The organism is Micromonospora sp. M61 (assembly GCF_018070245.1).
Classification (GTDB): domain Bacteria; phylum Actinomycetota; class Actinomycetes; order Mycobacteriales; family Micromonosporaceae; genus Micromonospora; species Micromonospora zamorensis.
On sequence record NZ_JAGPYA010000062.1, the window covers coordinates 1 to 17,828 of the forward strand.

At 69.5% G+C, this 17,828-nt stretch carries 17 protein-coding genes; 9 read left to right on the forward strand and 8 right to left on the reverse strand.

Annotated features, from left to right (window positions below; all coding sequences use genetic code 11):
• Positions 1-1,658: DNA topoisomerase (ATP-hydrolyzing) (locus KBX34_RS27145; RefSeq protein ID WP_210927733.1), on the reverse strand; the 1,658-nt coding region annotated here is incomplete at its 3' end.
• Positions 1,659-1,788: 130 nt separating this feature from the next.
• Positions 1,789-3,735 carry a DNA topoisomerase (ATP-hydrolyzing) subunit B gene (gyrB, locus tag KBX34_RS27150; protein ID WP_141911966.1) on the reverse strand — a complete coding sequence of 649 codons (1,947 nt, stop codon included), beginning with the start codon at positions 3,733-3,735 and terminating at the stop codon, positions 1,789-1,791.
• A 521-nt stretch (positions 3,736-4,256) separates the two neighbouring features.
• Here gyrB and KBX34_RS27155 point away from each other — a divergent pair.
• A complete protein-coding gene (locus tag KBX34_RS27155; protein WP_088950808.1) occupies positions 4,257-4,811 on the forward strand; it encodes a hypothetical protein in 555 nt (184 codons plus the stop codon).
• Here the strand turns inward: KBX34_RS27155 and KBX34_RS27160 are convergent.
• The gene (locus KBX34_RS27160) at positions 4,796-5,296 is read right to left on the reverse strand and encodes a MarR family winged helix-turn-helix transcriptional regulator (protein WP_088950807.1); all 501 of its coding nucleotides are present in this window, start codon (positions 5,294-5,296) and stop codon (positions 4,796-4,798) included. The two genes, KBX34_RS27155 and KBX34_RS27160, sit on opposite strands and share 16 nt — an antisense overlap.
• A 104-nt stretch (positions 5,297-5,400) precedes the next feature.
• On the opposite strand from KBX34_RS27160, the gene KBX34_RS27165 reads away from it, so the two are divergent.
• Positions 5,401-5,628: a hypothetical protein gene (locus KBX34_RS27165; protein ID WP_099856854.1), complete on the forward strand. Its 228-nt coding sequence runs from the start codon at positions 5,401-5,403 to the stop codon at positions 5,626-5,628.
• Positions 5,629-5,635: 7 nt separating this feature from the next.
• Here the strand turns inward: KBX34_RS27165 and KBX34_RS27170 are convergent, their stop codons facing one another.
• From KBX34_RS27170 to dnaA, 5 genes are all read right to left on the reverse strand, one after another.
• Positions 5,636-6,247 carry a DUF721 domain-containing protein gene (locus tag KBX34_RS27170; protein WP_088950806.1) on the reverse strand — a complete coding sequence of 204 codons (612 nt, stop codon included), beginning with the start codon at positions 6,245-6,247 and terminating at the stop codon, positions 5,636-5,638.
• The gene (recF, locus tag KBX34_RS27175) at positions 6,237-7,370 is read right to left on the reverse strand and encodes a DNA replication/repair protein RecF (RefSeq protein WP_210927735.1); all 1,134 of its coding nucleotides are present in this window, start codon (positions 7,368-7,370) and stop codon (positions 6,237-6,239) included. The genes KBX34_RS27170 and recF overlap by 11 nt, the downstream gene beginning before the upstream one ends.
• Before the next feature lie 16 nt (positions 7,371-7,386).
• Positions 7,387-8,259, reverse strand: a complete 873-nt coding sequence (gene gnd / locus KBX34_RS27180) for a phosphogluconate dehydrogenase (NAD(+)-dependent, decarboxylating) (protein ID WP_088950804.1) — start codon at positions 8,257-8,259, stop codon at positions 7,387-7,389.
• Positions 8,260-8,299: 40 nt separating this feature from the next.
• Positions 8,300-9,433, reverse strand: a complete 1,134-nt coding sequence (gene dnaN, locus KBX34_RS27185; RefSeq protein ID WP_088950803.1) for a DNA polymerase III subunit beta — start codon at positions 9,431-9,433, stop codon at positions 8,300-8,302.
• 777 nt (positions 9,434-10,210) lie between these two features.
• Entirely contained in the window at positions 10,211-12,160 is a 1,950-nt protein-coding gene (gene dnaA / locus KBX34_RS27190) for a chromosomal replication initiator protein DnaA (RefSeq protein WP_374223724.1), read from the reverse strand.
• 505 nt (positions 12,161-12,665) lie between these two features.
• Here dnaA and rpmH point away from each other — a divergent pair.
• The 7 genes from rpmH to KBX34_RS27225 all read left to right on the forward strand — a co-directional run bounded on the left by rpmH (position 12,666) and on the right by KBX34_RS27225 (position 17,826).
• Positions 12,666-12,803 carry a 50S ribosomal protein L34 gene (gene rpmH / locus KBX34_RS27195; protein ID WP_007453904.1) on the forward strand — a complete coding sequence of 46 codons (138 nt, stop codon included), beginning with the start codon at positions 12,666-12,668 and terminating at the stop codon, positions 12,801-12,803.
• A gap of 34 nt (positions 12,804-12,837) precedes the next feature.
• Positions 12,838-13,254, forward strand: a complete 417-nt coding sequence (gene rnpA, locus KBX34_RS27200) for a ribonuclease P protein component (protein ID WP_210927737.1) — start codon at positions 12,838-12,840, stop codon at positions 13,252-13,254.
• Positions 13,251-13,538, forward strand: coding sequence for a membrane protein insertion efficiency factor YidD (yidD, locus tag KBX34_RS27205; RefSeq protein WP_088950801.1), 288 nt, complete (start codon positions 13,251-13,253; stop codon positions 13,536-13,538). The genes rnpA and yidD overlap by 4 nt, the downstream gene beginning before the upstream one ends.
• A gap of 3 nt (positions 13,539-13,541) precedes the next feature.
• Positions 13,542-14,534, forward strand: a complete 993-nt coding sequence (gene yidC / locus KBX34_RS27210) for a membrane protein insertase YidC (RefSeq protein ID WP_088950800.1) — start codon at positions 13,542-13,544, stop codon at positions 14,532-14,534.
• 212 nt (positions 14,535-14,746) lie between these two features.
• On the forward strand, positions 14,747-15,397 hold the full coding sequence (locus KBX34_RS27215) for a R3H domain-containing nucleic acid-binding protein (RefSeq protein WP_210927739.1): 651 nt from the start codon (positions 14,747-14,749) through the stop codon (positions 15,395-15,397).
• Positions 15,398-15,401: 4 nt separating this feature from the next.
• A complete protein-coding gene (rsmG, locus tag KBX34_RS27220) occupies positions 15,402-16,244 on the forward strand; it encodes a 16S rRNA (guanine(527)-N(7))-methyltransferase RsmG (protein WP_210927741.1) in 843 nt (280 codons plus the stop codon).
• 481 nt (positions 16,245-16,725) lie between these two features.
• On the forward strand, positions 16,726-17,826 hold the full coding sequence (locus KBX34_RS27225; protein WP_282102691.1) for a ParA family protein: 1,101 nt from the start codon (positions 16,726-16,728) through the stop codon (positions 17,824-17,826).
• The last annotated feature ends 2 nt before the right edge of the window (positions 17,827-17,828 follow it).

The window sequence follows — 17,828 nt, forward strand, 5'->3', positions numbered from 1 at the left end:
CCGCGCCGCTGCGAGCGGTAGAGATCGACCTTGGTGCGCTTGGCGTACCCGGTGCGGGTGATCGTGACGACCACGTCCTCGCGGGCGATGAGGTCCTCCATCGAGACCTCGCCGTCGAACGGGATGATCTTTGTCCGCCGCTCGTCGCCCCACTTGGCGACGATCTCGCCCAGCTCCTCCGAGACGATCTTCCGCTGCCGCTCCGGCTTGGCGAGGATGTCCTTGAGGTCGGCGATCTCGATCTCGAGCTTGGCCAGGTCGTCCACGATCCGCTGCCGCTCCAGGGCGGCGAGCCGGCGCAGCTGCATGTCCAGGATCGCGGTCGCCTGGATCTCGTCGATCTCCAGCAGCCGGATCAGGCCCTGCCGGGCGTCGTCCACGGTCGGAGAGCGCCGGATGAGGGCGATCACCTCGTCCAGTGCGTCCAGCGCCTTGCCCAGGCCGCGCAGGATGTGTGCCCGCTCCTCGGCCTTGCGCAGCCGGAACGCGGTCCGCCGGCGGATCACGTCGATCTGGTGCTCGACGTAGTAGCGGAGGAACTGGGCCAGGTTGAGCGTGCGCGGCACCCCGTCGACCAGTGCCAGCATGTTGGCGCCGAAGGTCTCCTGGAGCTGGGTGTGCTTGTAGAGGTTGTTCAGCACGACCTTCGCGACCGCGTCGCGCTTGAGCACCAGGACGATCCGCATACCGGTACGACCGGAGGACTCGTCGCGGATGTCGGCGATCCCGGCGAGCTTGCCCTCCTTGATCAGCTCGGCGATCCGCTCGGCGAGGTTGTCCGGGTTGACCTGGTAGGGCAGCTCGCTGACGACCAGGCAGGGGCGGCCCCGCTTGTCCTCCTCGACCTCCACCACGGCGCGCATCCGGATCGAGCCGCGACCGGTGCGGTAGGCGTCCTGGATCGCGGTGGTGCCGACGATCAGGCCGTGGGTCGGGAAGTCCGGACCCTTGACGATGCCAAGCAGGGCTTCGAGGGTGGTCTCCTCGTCCTCCTCCGGGTGCTCCAGGCACCACTGCACCGCCGCGCCGATCTCCCGCAGGTTGTGCGGCGGGATCTTGGTGGCCATGCCGACCGCGATGCCCTCGGAACCGTTCACCAGGAGGTTGGGGATCCGCGACGGCAGGATGGTGGGCTCCTTGGCCCGGCCGTCGTAGTTGTCCTGCAGGTCGACGGTGTCCTCGTCGATGTCCCGCAGCATCTCCATCGCAAGGGGGTCGAGCTTGCACTCGGTGTATCGCATGGCCGCGGCAGGGTCGTTACCCGGCGAGCCGAAGTTGCCGTTGCCGTCGACCAACGGGTAGCGCAGCGACCAGGACTGCGCCATCCGGACCAGCGCGTCGTAGATCGCCGAGTCGCCGTGCGGGTGGAACTGACCCATCACGTCACCGACGACGCGGGAGCACTTCACGTAGCCGCGGTCCGGGCGGTAGCCGGAGTCGAACATCGCGTAGAGGATCTTGCGGTGGACCGGCTTGAGGCCGTCCCGGACGTCCGGCAGCGCGCGACCGACGATGACGCTCATCGCGTAGTCGAGGTAGGAGCGCTGCATCTCCACCTCGAGCCCGACCGGTTCGATCCGGTCGTGCGCGACCACCGCGGCGATGGCCTCGGCGGGGACCTCGGGCTCGTTCGGTGTGGACTCGGGAGAATCGGTCACTGTATACCCTTATCAGACTCAGAGTCGTTTTCGTGCTGTGGATAACCGCTGTGGATAGCGGCCAAGCTGTGGATAACTCTGTGGATCGGTGGATCGACCGGGCAGCACCCGGCCGATCCACCGCGATCCGTCAGATGTCCAGGAACCGCACGTCCTTGGCGTTGCGCTGGATGAACGACCGGCGCGCCTCGACGTCCTCACCCATCAGCACACTGAACAACTCGTCGGCGGTCGCCGCGTCGTCGAGAGTGACCTGACGCAGGGTACGCGTCGCCGGGTTCATCGTGGTTTCCCACAGCTCGGGATAGTTCATCTCGCCGAGGCCCTTGAAGCGCTGGATGTCGTCCGGCTTGGCGTTCGGCTTCTTCTGCTGGCGCAGCGCGATCAGACCGTCCCGCTCGCGGTCGGAGTACGCGTACTGGGCGTCATCGCCCTTCTTGTTCCACTTGATCTTGTAGAGCGGCGGGGCGGCCAGGTAGACGTTGCCCATCTCCACCAGCGGACGCATGAAACGGAACAGCAGGGTGAGCAGCAGCGTCTGGATGTGCTGGCCGTCAACGTCCGCGTCGGCCATCAGCACCACCTTGTGGTACCGCAGCTTTTCCATGTCGAAGTCGTCGTGGATGCCGGTGCCCAGCGCGGTGATCAGCGCCTGGACCTCGTTGTTCTTGAGCACCCGGTCGATCCGGGCCTTCTCCACGTTGAGGATCTTGCCGCGAATCGGCAGGATCGCCTGCGTCCGCGGGTCGCGGCCCTGCTTGGCGGAGCCACCGGCCGAGTCGCCCTCGACGATGAACACCTCGGACTCGCGCGGGTCGGTGGACTGGCAGTCGGCCAGCTTGCCCGGCATCGAGCCGGACTCCAGCAGCGACTTGCGCCGGGCCAGCTTGCGCGCCTGCTGCGCGGCGATCCGGGCCCGCGCCGCCTGGGAGGCCTTCGTGATGATCATCTTGGCCTCGGCCGGGTTGCGGTCGAACCAGTCGACCAGCCGGTCGTTGCAGACCCGCTGCACGAAGCTCTTCACCGGGGTGTTGCCCAGCTTGGTCTTGGTCTGACCCTCGAACTGCGGGTTGGCCAGCTTGACCGAGATGATCGCCGCGAGCCCTTCGCGGATGTCCTCGCCGGAGAGCTTCTCGTCGCCCTTGAGCAGCTTCTTGTCGGTGCCGTACCGGTTGACCACGCTCGTCAGCGCGGAGCGGAAGCCCTCCTCGTGGGTGCCGCCCTCGTGCGTGTTGATCGTGTTGGCGAAGGTGTAGACCGACTCGCCGTACGACTCGTTCCACTGCATGGCGATCTCGAGCGACATCCCCTCCTCCTCGGCGATGAACTCGACCACGGTCTTGTGGATCGGGCTCTTCGAGGCGTTGAGGTGTCGGACGAAGTCGGCGATGCCACCCTCGTAGTAGAAGGTCACCTCGCGCTGCCGGCCGTCCTCCTCCTCGGCCACCCGCTCGTCGAGCAGGTGGATGCGCAGGGCGCGGTTGAGGAAGGCCATCTCCTGAAGGCGTCGGTAGATGGTCTGGAAGTCGAAGTCGACGGTCTCGAAGACGTCGGGGTCCGGCCAGAAGGAGACCGCCGAGCCGGTGCGGTCGGTGGCCTCGCCCTTCTCCAGCGGGCCCGGCTTGGAGTGGGTGTAGTGCTGCCGCCACACGGCGCCGGACTTGTGGATCTCGACGAACATCTTGGTGGAGAGCGCGTTCACCACGGACACGCCGACGCCGTGCAGACCGCCGGAGACCGCGTACGCCTTGCCGTCGAACTTGCCACCCGCGTGCAGGATCGTCAGCGCGACCTCGACACCCGGCTTCTTGAGCTTCGGGTGGAGGTCGACCGGGAAACCACGGCCGTTGTCGGTGACCCGCACGCCGCCGTCGGCGAGCAGCACCACGTCGATGGTGTCGCAGTATCCGGCGAGCGCCTCGTCGACAGCGTTGTCCACAACCTCCCAGACGAGGTGGTGCAGACCGCGCTCGCCGGTGGACCCGATGTACATACCGGGCCGCTTGCGGACCGCCTCCAGACCCTCAAGAACGGTGATCGACTCTGCGCCGTACTCCTGCTTGTCCTGCGCTGCCACCCTCGGCCACTTTCTCGCGTCAGCCACGCCGGTAGGGCGCGTCGGGCGCGGGTTCGGCGGACAGGACGCGACGTCGGCGCGCGGACCGGTGCCGGAGACCTCCGGACAGCGGGTCGAACGCGCCGGTCGCCGCGGTTGCCCGCGGATCGCGATCGGCTCGACCCGACGTGGAGAATGAATCTGGGGCCACCGGCCCCGTCCCTCTCCCACACCGGGTCTTCGTCTCGCTGTCAATCCTACTGTGCGCGGGGGACAGAACCACCACTCGGCACCCTCAGAGAGGCGGCTGAGATGTCCGTAGCCGGCAGAACCCCGCTGCCCGCGACTCCCCCCACACGCCAGGGTCCGATCGCACGCGCCGTCCCCGAACGGGTTGACCCGCGCCCGGGCGGGTCGGGGGTCGCGGCCAAAGCATCCGTGCCGTACGTTTGCGGCGCCCCGGAACCAGCCTTGATCTTTACCGGCCGGAACCGGGACGATCGACCCGATCGACCCGACACGTGCTCTTTAAGAGGTGACAGATGGGGCTGGACAACGTCGCGGTGCACTGGCCGCGGACCGGCCGCTTCTACGACCCGGTCGCACCGGCCGAGTTCGTCGACTTCGGCGAGATCGTCGACCTGCCGCGAATCTCCGCGCCGACGGCCGCCCTGGCCGAGCTGATCGCGAAGACCGGCACCATCCGGGCGACCGCGTACACCGAGCTGGTGGATCTGCTCCTCGGCCTCGAAGGTGTGTTGTACGCCACAGACGCCGCCGCCGAGGACGAGGACCCGGTGATCGATCCGGACGGCTGCTCCTGGATCGCCAGCGGCATCGAGAGATTCGTGGCCGGGCACCGTCCCTACGGTGAGGCGGTCACCTTCGAGTCGGTGAGCACGGTGCTGCGCTCTCTGCTCGGCGACGGCAGGCTGGCCGAGCAGCAGCTGCGGTGGCTGGAGACCCGGCTCGACGCGCTGCGCGACGAGCGCGGCGACCCGCCGCAGTGGAACTTCACCTGCGCGGAGCTGGGCGTGCTGGCCGCGTTCTACCGGCGCTGCGCCGAACGCGGTTTCGCCGTCTACGCCGACGCCTGAGCCGCCGCGCCGGCCCCCGGCGAGGTCGGGTCGCCGCCCGGTCGGTTGGCCGCCGCGATCACCTGTGTGAGCACCGCGTGCAGGTGTTGCAGGTCCTCGACGGGCAGCCCGAGTCGCTGCACGATCGCGGCCGGGATCAGCTCGGCCTGCCCTCGCAGTGCGGCGCCGCTGTCGGTGAGGGTGACGGCGAGGCTGCGCTCGTCGCTGGGGTCGCGCTCCCGGCGCAGGTAGCCGGCTGCTTCGAGCCGCTTGAGCAGGGGTGACAGCGTGCCCGGATCGAGCTGCAACAGGCGGCTGAGGTCGCGGCCGGACAACGGTGCGTGCTGCCAGAGCGCCAACATGACCAGGTATTGCGGGTGGGTCAGCCCCATCGGCTCCAGGAGTGGGCGGTAGACCGCCACCACACTGCGCGCGGCCACCGAGAGGGCGAAACAGACCTGCTGCTCCAGCGCCAGCGGGTCGACGCCTTCCGGTCTCTCGCTCATCGGTTGCCCTCCTGATGCACGATAGCTATCGTACCAATCATTGGTGTACCAACCATTGGTAGGCCAACAGTTGCGGGACCACACGACGCGGGAGAGTGCGGCAGATGAGCGAGGACGGCGCGGTCACCAAGGCCCCGGGCGAGGGCGGCCGACTCCTGAGCTGGGCCTTCCGGCACCTCGCCGGCCCCGCCGAGGGTGTGAAGGGCGCGGTGCAGGGCGGCTCGGCCGAGGCCCGCGACGCGTGGAAGCGCGACCTGGCCGAGCGCAAGCGCTTCACCCGGGAACAGCGCGAACGCAAGCGGGCCGACCGCGAGGCCCAGCGGCGGAGCTGAGGCGCCCTCAGCCGTACGTGTCGCGTGGGCCCCGCCCGCGTACCCGGCGCGGCCCCTTCGCCCAGGAGGGCGCGGCCGGGCCGTGGATGTGCAGCTTGCGCACGACGTTATGGCCGACCTCGCTGGCGATCTGCTTGAGCAACGAGCCAGCGAGCAGCCGCAGCTGGGTGGCCCAGGCCGTCGAGCGCGCCTCCACTGTCAGCTCACCGTTCTCCAGCTTGACCGGGCGACTGTTCTGGGCGACCTCCGCGCCGACGACCCGCTCCCAGGCGCCGAACACGGTGGCCTCGGCCGCCGGCTGCTGCCAACCACGCGCCTTCACCAACCGGTTCAGCACCGCGCTGAGCGGCTGGGGATCGCGTGGGTCGGGGCCCGGGCCGGAGTAGCCCCGCAACCGCCGCCCCGAGCCGCCGGCAGCGTCGCCGCCTCCGCCGCCGGGGGCACGTCGGGCGCGCGCCGCCTGCTGCCGCCGGGACAGCGCAGCGTCGAGCACCGCGCGGGCCAGCTCCGGCCCGCTGGCGGCCGCCGCCGGCTCACCGCCCGTCGACTTTCCCCCGGGCGTACGCGCAGCGTCGCCCTTTCCGGCCTCGGGACTGTTGGTGCGTGGCTCATCCGACACGGCGTACCGTCCCTTCGCCAACCTGATAGCGGGTGCCCCGCAGAGCGGCCGGCACGTCGTCGTCCACCGCGCAGGTGACGAGCAGCTGACTCGCCCCACCGACCAACTCCGCCAGCCGCTCCCGGCGGCCGGTGTCCAACTCGGCGAACACGTCGTCGAGCACCAGCACCGGCTCGATGCCGTCGGCGCGCAGCAGGTCGTAGCCGGCCAGCCGCAGCGCGAGCGCGAACGACCACGACTCGCCGTGGCTGGCGTACCCCTTGGCGGGCAGCGGCCCGAGGGTCAACGCCAGTTCATCACGGTGCGGGCCGACCAGGGTGGTGCCCCGTTCGATCTCGGCGGAGCGGGACGCGGCCAGGGCGGCGGTCAGTGCCTCCGCCAACGCGGCCCGGTCGGTGGTCGGCTCGGCCAGCTCGATCGAGGGCCGGTAGGCGATGCTCGCCGCGCCCCGACCGGCGGCCACCGCGTCGTACGCCTTGGCGACGTGCGGGGTGAGCGCGGCGACGAGCTCCAGCCGACCGGCGAGCAGCTCCGCGCCGTGCTGAGCCAGGTGCGTGTCCCAGACGGCGAGGGTGCCGAGGTCACCGCCCCGGGACCCGCCGGTCTTGCGAGCCAGGTACGCGGTGCGCAGCAGGGCGTTGCGCTGCTTGACCACCCGCTCGTAGTCGGCCCGCACCCCCGCGTACCTGGGTTGGCGGTTGACCAGCAGGTCGTCCAGGTAACGGCGGCGCTCGGACGGATCACCCCGGACCAGCTCAAGGTCCTCCGGGGCGAAGAGCACGAGTCGCAGCGCGCCGAGCACGTCCCGGGCCCGCCGTGCCGGTGACCGGCCCAGCCGGGCCCGGTTGGCCTTGCCGGGCACGATCTCCAACTCGACCAGGAGTTCCCGCCCGTCGTGGACCACCGCGCAGCGGATCACCGCCGACGCGGCGCCCATCCGGACCAGCGGCGCGTCGGTGGCGACCCGGTGCGAATCCAGGGTCGCCACGTAGCCCAGCGCCTCGACGAGATTGGTCTTGCCGACGCCGTTGGCGCCGGTCAGGACGTTCGCCCCCGGCTGGAGGTCGACGGCCACCCGCTCGTACGAGCGAAAGTCGACCAGTTCCAACCGTTGGACGTACACAGGGTGTGGATACCGCTCAGCGCTTGTGGACGGCGTGGCCACCGAACTGCTGACGCAGCGCGGAGACGGCCTTCATGGCGGGCGAGTCGTCCTGCCGTGACGCGAACCGGGCGAAGAGCGAGGCGGTGATGACGTTCAGCGGCACGGCCAGCCGGACCGCCTCGTCGACCGTCCATCGACCCTCGCCGGTGTCCTCGGTGTAGCCGCTCAACTCGGCCAGCTCCGGGTCCTCGTCCAGTGCCCGGTCCAGCAGGTCGAGCAGCCAGGAGCGGACGACGGTGCCCTCCCGCCAGGACTTGATCACGCCCGGCACGTTGGTCACCAGCTCGGAGGCGGCCATCAGCTCGTAGCCCTCGGCGTAGGCGTGCATCAGGCCGTACTCGATGCCGTTGTGCACCATCTTCGAGTAGTGCCCGGCACCGACGGGGCCCGCGTGCACGAAGCCGAACTCGCCCTCCGGCTTGAGAGCGCTGAAGATCGGCATCAGCCGGTCGACGTGCTCCTGGGCACCGCCGACCATGAGCCCGTAGCCGTTCTGCCGGCCCCAGACGCCGCCGGAGACGCCGACGTCGAGGTAGCCGATGCCCCGCTCGTTGAGCCGCTCTGCCCGGGGCGCGTCGTCGCTGAACCGCGAGTTGCCGCCGTCGATGATGATGTCGCCCTCGCCAAGCACCTCGGCCAGTTCGTCGATCGTCGCATCGGTGACACCGGCGGGCACCATGACCCAGACCGCGCGGGGCGACTCAAGCTTCTCTGCCAGGCCCGCGAGGGTCGTCACGTCGCTGATCTGCGCGTTGTGGTCGAAACCGACAACGTCGTGACCAGCGGCGCGCAGCCGCTCCCGCATGTTGCCGCCCATACGGCCGAGTCCTACAAGGCCGAGCTGCATGTGTTTCTACCTCCGTGGATCTGGGTGTTGCTGGGCGCGATCAGCGAGAGACGCGGATCGGCATGATGAGGTACCGGTACCCCGGAATTACCTCGCCATCCTCGTCGGCGGGAGAGATCACCGCGGGCTTGAAGGCGTCGACGAACGAGAGAACGGCGGTCTGGGAGCCCAGGTTGGCCAGGCCGTCGATGAGGTACTGCGGGTTGAACCCGATGGTCAGCGCGTCGCCGGTGAAGGTGGCCTCCATCGCCTCGCTGGCCCGGGCCTCCTCGGAACCGCCGGCCTCGACCACCAGGCCGTCGGCGCTGAAGCTGAGCAGCACCGGGGTCGTGCGCTCGGCAACAAGTGCGACCCGCTTGACGACCTCGATCAGGGTGCTGACCGGAACCCGGGCCGCGGCGTTGTGGGTGGCCGGGAAGAGCGAACGCACCGGCGGGTAGTTGGCGCCGTCGAGCAGGCGGCTGGTGGTGCGTCGGGTGCCGCCGGCCAGACCGACCATGCCCTCGCCGGCAGCGCCCTGGGCGAGGGCGAGGGTGACCTCGCCGCCCAGCGGGCCGAGAGCCTTGGCGGTGTCGTTCAGGGTGCGGGCGGGCACCAGGGCGTTGATGCTCACGTCGGGGTCGTCCGGCCGCCACTGGATCTCGCGCAGCGCCAGCCGGTAACGGTCGGTGGCGAGCATCGACAGCGTGTTGCCGGACAGCTCGACGCGGACGCCGGTCATCATCGGCAGGGTCTCGTCCCGGCCGGCCGCGATGGCCACCTGGGAGACCGCCGTGGCGAACGCGGCGGCGTCGACAGTGCCGGCGCTCTGCGGCATCTCGGGCAGTGCGGGGTAGTCCTCCACCGGCATGGTGGGCAGGGTGAACCGGGCGCTGCCGCAGACCAGCTCGAGGTGGGCGCCGACCGCGGCGATGTCGACCGGCTTGGCCGGCAGCGCCTTGGTGATCTCGGCGAGCAGGCGACCGGAGACGAGAGCGGCGCCGTCGGCGTCACCCTGCACCTCGACGGTGACCTGGCTGGAGACTTCGTAGTCGAACCCGGAGACCCGCAGGTTGCCGTCGGTGACGCGGAGCATCACCCCGGCCAGCACCGGTACGGATGGCCGGTTGGGCAGGCTCTTCGCGGTCCAGGCCACGGCCTCAGCGAGCGCGTCGCGCTCTACTCGGAACTTCATCAATGCCTCCGCGTCGACGTCAGCGACAACTCTCTCATGCCGACCGCTGCCTACCGTCCCGCCCAACCGTGCGGGTACCCATCGCACCTTAGGGCGCGTAGGCATCGGCTGTGCGCCCGACCCCATGGATCGTGTCGGTGCTGACCGGCTGATCCGGCAGCGTTCGGCCCGATCCACAGAAAGCCCAACGGTGATGATTGGTTTTTGTTCTCTTAGAAGAGATAACTCATCGTCTTCATCGCACCTGTGCAAACTGTGGACAACCCGGGTCTGCGCAGCTCAGAGAGGGTATCCACAGGTGATTTAGCTGTGGAGAACCGGGGGTACAACTGGCTCGCGTGTCCACAGCCCGCTCCGGCCGGCCGGTTGTCCACCGTTGTCCACCGGTTGTCCACCGGTAATCCACCGACTTTCTCCCCAAGCCTGTGGATCACGGTGAAGATCACCATTGCCTTCATCCCCAGAACCTTCAACAGCTCATGCACAGGTGGACCGTCATCGGTGGATAACGTGACCGTTGTCCCCAGGCGTCCACAGCTCCGTACACAGGGTTTCTCCACAGCCTGTGGGTAACCGGCGAAAGACGGACCGTAGTTATCCACCGACGGTGGATGACGAGCTGTGGACAACGAGTGGGCATCGAGGCGGTCACGGCCTCGATGCTGTGGTCTCCACCATGTCGAGAGTCCAGCCGAGGACGAAAAAAAGACCGCCCGGCCGGAGATTCCGGCCGGGCGTGTCCCGAACTGAGTGCCGTCGCAACGGCTGGCGTACGCCTCAGCTGTTCTGCTTGATGCGGTTGGTCAGCTCGGCGATCTGGTTGTAGAGCGAGCGGCGCTCCGCCATCTGCTGACGGATCTTCCGGTCGGCGTGCATGACAGTGGTGTGGTCCCGGCCTCCGAAGGCCTGCCCGATCCGGGGCAGTGACAGCTCGGTCAGCTCCCGACACAGGTACATGGCCACCTGGCGGGCGTTGACGAGCACCCGCGACCGGGACTGACCGCGCAGGTCCTCCAGGCTTACCCCGAAGTAGTCAGCGGTCGAGGCCATGATCTGGTCGGCGTTGATCTCCGGCCCGGCGCCGTCGGGCATGAAGTCCCGAAGCACCTCCTCGGCCAGGGACAGCTCGACGGTCGACCGGGTCAGGCTGGCGAACGCCGTCACCCGGATCAGCGCCCCCTCCAGTTCCCGGATCGAGTTCGACACCCGGGACGCGATGAACTCCAACACGTCCGGCGGGGCGTACATCCGCTCCTGCGCCGCCTTCTTCTGCAGGATCGCGATCCGCGTCTCCAGGTCCGGCGGCTGGATGTCGGCCAGCAGACCCCACTCGAACCGGGTTCGCATCCGGTCCTCGAGGGTGGCGAGCTGCCGCGGCGACCGGTCGGAGGTGATCACGATCTGCTTGTTGGCGTTGTGCAGCGTGTTGAAGGTGTGGAAGAACTCCTCCTGGGTGCGCTCGCGGTTCTCCAGGAACTGGATGTCGTCGATCAGCAGGATGTCGACGTCGCGGTAGCGCCGCTGGAACGCACTGGTCTTGTCGTCCCGGAGCGAGTTGATGAAGTCGTTGGTGAACTCCTCGGTCGAGACGTACCGGACCGAGCGGGCGTTGCCGAGCGTCGTGGCGTAGTGCCCGATGGCATGCAGCAGGTGGGTCTTGCCCAGGCCGGAGTGACCGTAGATGAACAGCGGGTTGTACGCCTTCGCAGGCGACTCCGCCACCGCCACGCTCGCCGCGTGCGCGAACCGGTTGGACGAGCCGATGACGAACGTCTCGAACATGTACTTCGGGTTGAGCCGGTTGCCGCCGGTGTCGGCGCCGGGCAGCCGGCGGTCGTCGCGGCCACCCGCGCGATGGTCCACACCGCTGCGGCCCGGGCCGCTGTCCGTTCCGCTGTCCCGGGGCAGCGCGCGGATCACGTGCTGGTCGCGCGGCGACGCCGAGTCTTCCCGGTAGCGGGGCTCGTAGGGCCGGGTGTCCGGGCCCGGCTGATCCAGGCGGCCGGTCTGCTCGTCGTAGCCGCGCCGGTCCGCTCCAGGTCGGGGCGACCGCATCGGCTCCGCGAAGGAGGCACTGAACAGCGCCTCCTGCCCGTCCCTGCTGGCGGGGATCATCCCGGGACGATGCGCGTCGACGCTCGGCGCGAGCGGCGGACCCGCAGGTGCGGGTGGCGCGGCCGGCTCAGGCGTACGCGGCGCGTGTGACTGCTCAGGGATCAGGGCATCGGCATGCGTCCGAGCGCCCTGGTCGTCGTCGAAGGATGCGGCAGCCTGACCCTCGACGTCGAACGGGCTGGCTTCCGGAGCGCTGCGGTAGACAGTGCCGGCGGGTCGGCCCGTGGCGTCCTCGGCGACCCGAACGGTGACCGCCACCTGGATCGGCCGGCCGAGCCGGCGGGTCAGCGCCTCGGTGATCGCCGGGCGCAGCCGGGACTCGATCACGTCGCGGGTGAACGCGTCCGGGACAGAGAGCAGCGCGGTGTCCTCGACGATCGCCCGCAGCCGGGTCAGCCGGAGATAGGCACGCTGCTGGGCGGAGATGATCTCGTCGGCCAGCTCGTCGGTCGCCGCTAACCACACTGCGGCAAGGTCGGTCGTACCGGCCACCGTCGTGCCACCCCCTCGCCTCTGCTCCCGGCCGCCGCTGTCTGCCAGCCGGCCGTCCCGGGCCCGCCGCGTTCGCGGGTGGAACAACACCCACCTGACGGTCGACCGGTGGTCATCCACAAGTTATCCACAGCCTGTGTACCGACCGATTGTGGCCGCCCGCCGGACGCGGGTGGGACCTGCCCCTGCCTGAACGGGCGCTGAAGCGGGTTCACCGTGCCGAACGATTCACTGCCTTGTCCGGTCTTGCCTGTGCGACGACCGGAGCTTCCGACGCTCACCGCAATCGGGCACGGTAACAGCGTTGTCCCTGCGCCATCAACCGGCGACGCGGCGGCACCCTTCTCGGCATCAGCGAAAACCGCCCTTCGGCCCGGGCGCGTCCCGTTGGCCGCTCCTCGGGGTGTTTGACGGTCATTGCACCCCTGCGTAGGCTGGAACGGTTGCTTTCTCGCCCTCTGCTAGGGTGATGGGTGCTTGCTGTCCGCGGTCGCATCCCCCGCACCGCCGAGGTTCCGCTCCGCCGGACAGCACCGATCGTGGGCCACCGTCGAGGTGGCCTGGACCACCACACGACCCCGGCGATCCCGTCGCACGGGGCGCGTACGAAAACGGAGAGCCTGACGTGAGCAAGCGCACCTACCAGCCGAACAACCGCCGGCGCGCGAAGACCCACGGCTTCCGGCTGCGCATGCGCACCCGTGCCGGCCGTGCCATCCTCTCGAGCCGTCGCGCCAAGGGTCGCACCACCCTGTCGGCCTGAGCCGACCGGGCCGGTCCAGGGAACGTGGGCAGTCGTGCTGGCCGCCGCGCAGCGACTGCGGCGCAGCACTGACTTCGCCGCAGCGGTCCGTGGTGGCCGGCGCGCCGGCCGTGGCACCGTCGTGGTCCACCTGACCATGCCGGTGAGCGCCGACCCGAGCACACCGACCTCGTCGCAGCCGGTGCGGGACAACAGTGCGGAGCAGTCCTCCGCGCCGTCCCGCGCCGGCTTCGTCGTGTCCAAGGCCGTCGGCAACGCGGTGACCCGCAACAAGGTCCAGCGCCGACTACGGGAGCTGGTCCGAGAGCGGCTCGCCGCTCTGCCCGAGGGCAGCACCCTGGTCGTCCGAGCGTTGCCCGCCGCGGCCGAGGCGTCGTACCCCCGACTCGCCACCGACCTGGACGCCGCCCTCGCGGTTGCCCGGTCGTCCCGAGAGCGGCGGTCCCGATGAGTGCCGACCCGACCACCCCGCGCCCCACGTCAACCGGTGCCAGGGTGCTGATCGCACCCATCATCGCGTACCGTCGGTGGATAAGTCCGGCACTGCCGGCCCGCTGTCGGTTCTACCCGTCGTGCAGTGCGTACGCCCAGGAGGCGGTGGCCCGGCACGGTGCCCTCCGGGGAGCCGCGCTCGCGGTCCGGCGGCTGTTGCGCTGCCACCCCTTCCACCCTGGTGGACATGACCCGGTGCCGGAGCCGGGCGGTCGCCGCCGCGCCGATGTGACTGGAGCCTGAGAATTGTTCAGTCTTGACTGGATCTACTATGCGATTTCGTGGATCCTGCTGACCTGGCACTCTGCCTGGGACGCCATCGGGGTGCCGGTCGGCGCGGTCATCGGCACCAACTTCGCCTGGATCCTGTCCATCGTCTTCCTGGTGGTCACCGTCCGGGTGATCCTGTTCCCCGTCTTCGTCAAACAGATCAAGTCGCAGCGGGCGATGCAGGCGCTCCAGCCCAAGGTCAAGGAGCTTCAGGAGAAGCACAAGGGTGACCGGGAGACGCTCCAGAAAGAAATGATGGAGCTGTACAAGAAGGAGAAGGCCAACCCGCTGATGGGTTGCCTTCCGATGTTCCTTCAGATCCCGGTCTTCCTCGGCCTCTTCCACGTGCTGCGCCGCCTCGACCCGGACAAGCAGAGCAAGACCCTCTACGGCTGGACCGTCGACCAGTTCCAGAGCGCCTCGGAGGCGAAGCTCTTCACCGCCCCGATCGCCGGCAAGTTCGGCTCCACCGCGGACGAGCTGGCCAGCCTCGGCGCCAACGGCACCACCGTGAAGATCATTGCTGGTGTCCTGGTCCTGGTCATGATCGCGACCACCTACCTGACCAGCCGTCAGATGATCCTCAAGACCGGCTGGGCCGAGGACCCGCAGCAGCGGATGATCCAGCGCCTGATGCTCTACGGCATCCCCGCGTCACTGCTGATCTCCGGCGCGATCTTCCCGATCGGCGTGATCATCTACTGGGTCACCAATAACCTCTTCACCCTCGGCCAGCAGCAGTGGGTGCTGCGGAAGTTCCCGCCGCCGGTGACCGCCAAGAAGGCCGTGGCCCCCGCTGCCAGCCGTAACCCGGTGCAGCCCGCCAAGACCGGCGGCCTGTTCGGCCGTGGCAAGTCGGCTCCGCCGGCGCCGGTCAAGGCCACCGCGCCCAAGGTGGCCGGGCCGAAGCCGGGTGCCAAGCCGACGAACAACCCGAAGAAGAACCGCCCCGCCAAGCGGCAGGGCTGACCTCTGCGGGCCGCCGCCAGGTGACTGGTGGCGGCCCGTTCCGCACTGTGCAGCCGCCGTGAGGCCGGCGCCGGGCGGAACCGACCGCGCACCGCGCGGCCACGGGCGACACTGCCCGTACAGACGTGCCTGTGGGCACCGGCGACCTCCCGCCGGCCCCGGGAAACCAGTCGGACCCGACGGTCCGGCCGAGCGAGTACGGAGATGAGACCGTGACCGAGACCAGCATCCCCCGCGCCGAGCAGTCCCTGGACGAGGAGGAGACCGCAACGCTCGCGGTGAACGGCGACGACACCGAGGACGACGAGACCGAGGACGACGAGACCGAGGACGACGAGACCGAGGCGGACGACGACACCGACACCGCCGCTACCGGCGGTCGGACCAAGAAGGCCGTCGGCGAGGGCGACCTGTTCCGGCAGAGCGAGATCGCCGCCGACTACGTCGAGGGGCTGCTCGACATCCTCGACTACGACGGCGACATCGACGAGTTGGTCGCCGCGGGCCGCCCCATGGTCGAGGTGGTCGGCGAGCGGCTGCAAAATCTGGTCGGCCAGCGCGGGGCGACCCTGGAGGCCCTCCAGGAGCTCACCCGCCTCGCCGTCTTCCGGCAGACCGGGACGCCGAGCCGCCTGCTGCTCGACGTCGGCGGCTACCGGGCGAACCGTCGCAAGGAACTCGCCGCGGTCGCCAAGAACGCCGTCGAGAAGGTCAAGGAGCACGGCGAGCCGGTCCGGTTGGACGCGATGTCCGCGTTCGAGCGCAAGTGCGTGCACGACGTCGTCAACGCCATGTCCGGCGTGGCGAGCGAGTCCGAGGGTGTGGAGCCGAACCGGCGCATCGTCGTACGGCCGGCGGACTGACCGGGTGACCCACGACGACATCACGGCCGACACCGTGACCGGCCCGGGCGGCACGCCGCCCGGGCCGTCCGCTGTCCAGCCCGCCGACGCTGAATCGACCCGACCCGACACCGCCCCGTCGCCAGCGGACGCGGCTCTGCCGCCCGAGCTGGCACCGGCCGCACTGACCCTCTTCGGGGACCGTCTCGACCTGGCCGCCGCGTACGCCGAACTGTTGGCCACCGACGGCGTCGTCCGCGGTCTGATCGGCCCCCGGGAGGCACCCCGGATCTGGGATCGGCACATGCTCAACTGTGCGGCGGTCGCCGAGCGGATCCCGTCCGGCGCGACCGTGCTCGACGTCGGCTCCGGCGCCGGCCTGCCGGGTCTGGTCCTCGCCATCGCCCGTCCCGACCTCACTGTCACCCTGATCGAGCCGCTCTCCCGACGAACCTCGTTCCTGATCGAGGTCGTCGAGCGACTCGGCCTGGCGAAGTCGGTGCGGGTTTTCCGGGGTCGGGCGGACGAGGCAGCCAGCGGATCGAGTGGCCGGGACCCGATCAGCGGAGACGTGGTGACCGCCCGTGCGGTCGCGCCACTGGACCGGCTGGCGGGCTGGAGCCTTCCCCTGGCGGTCCGCGGCGGCCGGCTGCTGGCACTCAAGGGGTCGTCCGCCGCAGCGGAGATCGAAGAGCACGCCGAGGTGGTGGCGCGACTCGGTGGTGGAGAGCCGACCGTGCAGCTGTGCGGCGTCGGGGTCATCGATCCGCCGACCACCGTGGTGGAGATCGTGCGCGAGCGAATGGTCGGCCCGGCTCGCCCGGCGGCCAGCAAACGCTCGCGGGCCGGTCGTTCCCGCCGACGCTGACACTTTGCGCCATCGGGCTTCCGGCTGGCGGGTTGCCTCGTTGTACCGGTACGGATGGACGAGGAGATGACAACCCGACGTGGACCGGTCGCGCCCGTCCGCCGTAGGCTGACCGCGCGTCGATAGTGTGGAGCGAGCGGTGGACGTCGCGGGTCTCCGATCGCTCCCGAGGGCCGTACGCTCCGGGATGCGAGCGTGGTGTGGCCAAAGTTGACCGGGGCGCGGACCGACCATCCGAAGCGGGCAGGGATGACAGGTGCATGACGACGGCAGGTACGACGATCCACGCGTGACCGGGTCAACCAGCGATCCCGTTTCACGTGAAACCGACTACCCGAGCTGGTCGCCCGGCGCGACCGGGTCACCGACCGGTCCAACGGACGGCGATGCGCCGGCAGCATCCGAGCAGTCCCCGGGCTCGGGGCAACCGGAGGGCGCGGCCGTCCCGGATCCGGCGAGTGTTCGTCGCACGCCGGAGGGGTTGAGCCGACCGGTCAACGCCGCCGAGGTGCGGTCGACCTCGGGTCGCCGCAACACCGCCGCGGCGGTTCGTTTCGAGCCCGCGGTTCCGCACCAGCCCACCGCCGCAGTCGTTCGGGATGCCGCACCTGCGGTTGCCGAAGCACCGGTGGCTTCGACCGAGTCGTTGGCCGCCGTGGCGGCCGACCCCACGTACGTTTCACGTGAAACCCCGACGCGCGAAGAGGATGACCCACCGTTGGCTATGGAGGCGATGCGCGCCGTGCAGATCCTGAATCCCAGTGGCGAGGTGACCATGCCTCGACCGGACCGGACCCGGGTCATGTGCGTCGCCAACCAGAAGGGCGGCGTGGGTAAGACCACCACCACCGTCAACCTTGCGGTGGCGCTCGCCCTGCACGGCAACCGGGTGCTCGTGGTGGACCTCGACCCGCAGGGCAATGCCTCGACCGGGCTCAACGTCCCGCACCACACCGGCATCCCGGACGTCTACGACTGCCTGATCAACAGCGTTCCGCTGGCCGAGGTGGCGCAGGCGGTCGAGGGCATCCCCAACCTCTGGTGCGTCCCCGCGACCATCGACCTGGCCGGCGCGGAGATCGAGCTGGTCTCCGTGGTCGCTCGGGAGTCGCGGTTGGACCGCGCGATCGCGGCCTACCCGGGCGAGTTCGACTACGTCTTCATCGACTGCCCGCCCTCGCTCGGTCTGCTGACGGTCAACGCTCTGGTGGCCGCGCAGGAGGTGCTGATTCCGATCCAGTGCGAGTACTACGCACTGGAAGGGCTCAACCAGCTGATCAACAACATCAACCTGGTACGCCAGCACCTCAACCCGAAACTCGACGTCTCCACCATCCTGCTGACGATGTACGACCGCCGTACCCGGCTGGCCGACGCCGTCGAGCAGGACGTCCGGAACCACTTCGGCGACAAGGTCCTCCAGGCGGTCATCCCCCGCAACGTCCGCGTCTCGGAGGCACCGAGCTACGGCCAGTCGGTGATGACCTACGATCCCGGTTCGCGGGGAGCGACGAGCTACTTCGAAGCCGCCCAAGAGATCGCGGAACGAGGCGTCAAGGAGCCGGTGGGCCGGAATGCGTAGTG

Coding starts and splice junctions, on each gene's coding strand:
- KBX34_RS27155 (WP_088950808.1), top strand. CDS start 4,257: ATGGGGCTGGACAACGTCGCGGTGCACTGGCCGCGGACCGGCCGCTTC.
- KBX34_RS27160 (WP_088950807.1), bottom strand. CDS start 5,296: ATGAGCGAGAGACCGGAAGGCGTCGACCCGCTGGCGCTGGAGCAGCAG.
- KBX34_RS27165 (WP_099856854.1), top strand. CDS start 5,401: ATGAGCGAGGACGGCGCGGTCACCAAGGCCCCGGGCGAGGGCGGCCGA.
- gnd (WP_088950804.1), bottom strand. CDS start 8,259: ATGCAGCTCGGCCTTGTAGGACTCGGCCGTATGGGCGGCAACATGCGG.
- dnaN (WP_088950803.1), bottom strand. CDS start 9,433: ATGAAGTTCCGAGTAGAGCGCGACGCGCTCGCTGAGGCCGTGGCCTGG.
- yidD (WP_088950801.1), top strand. CDS start 13,251: ATGAGTGCCGACCCGACCACCCCGCGCCCCACGTCAACCGGTGCCAGG.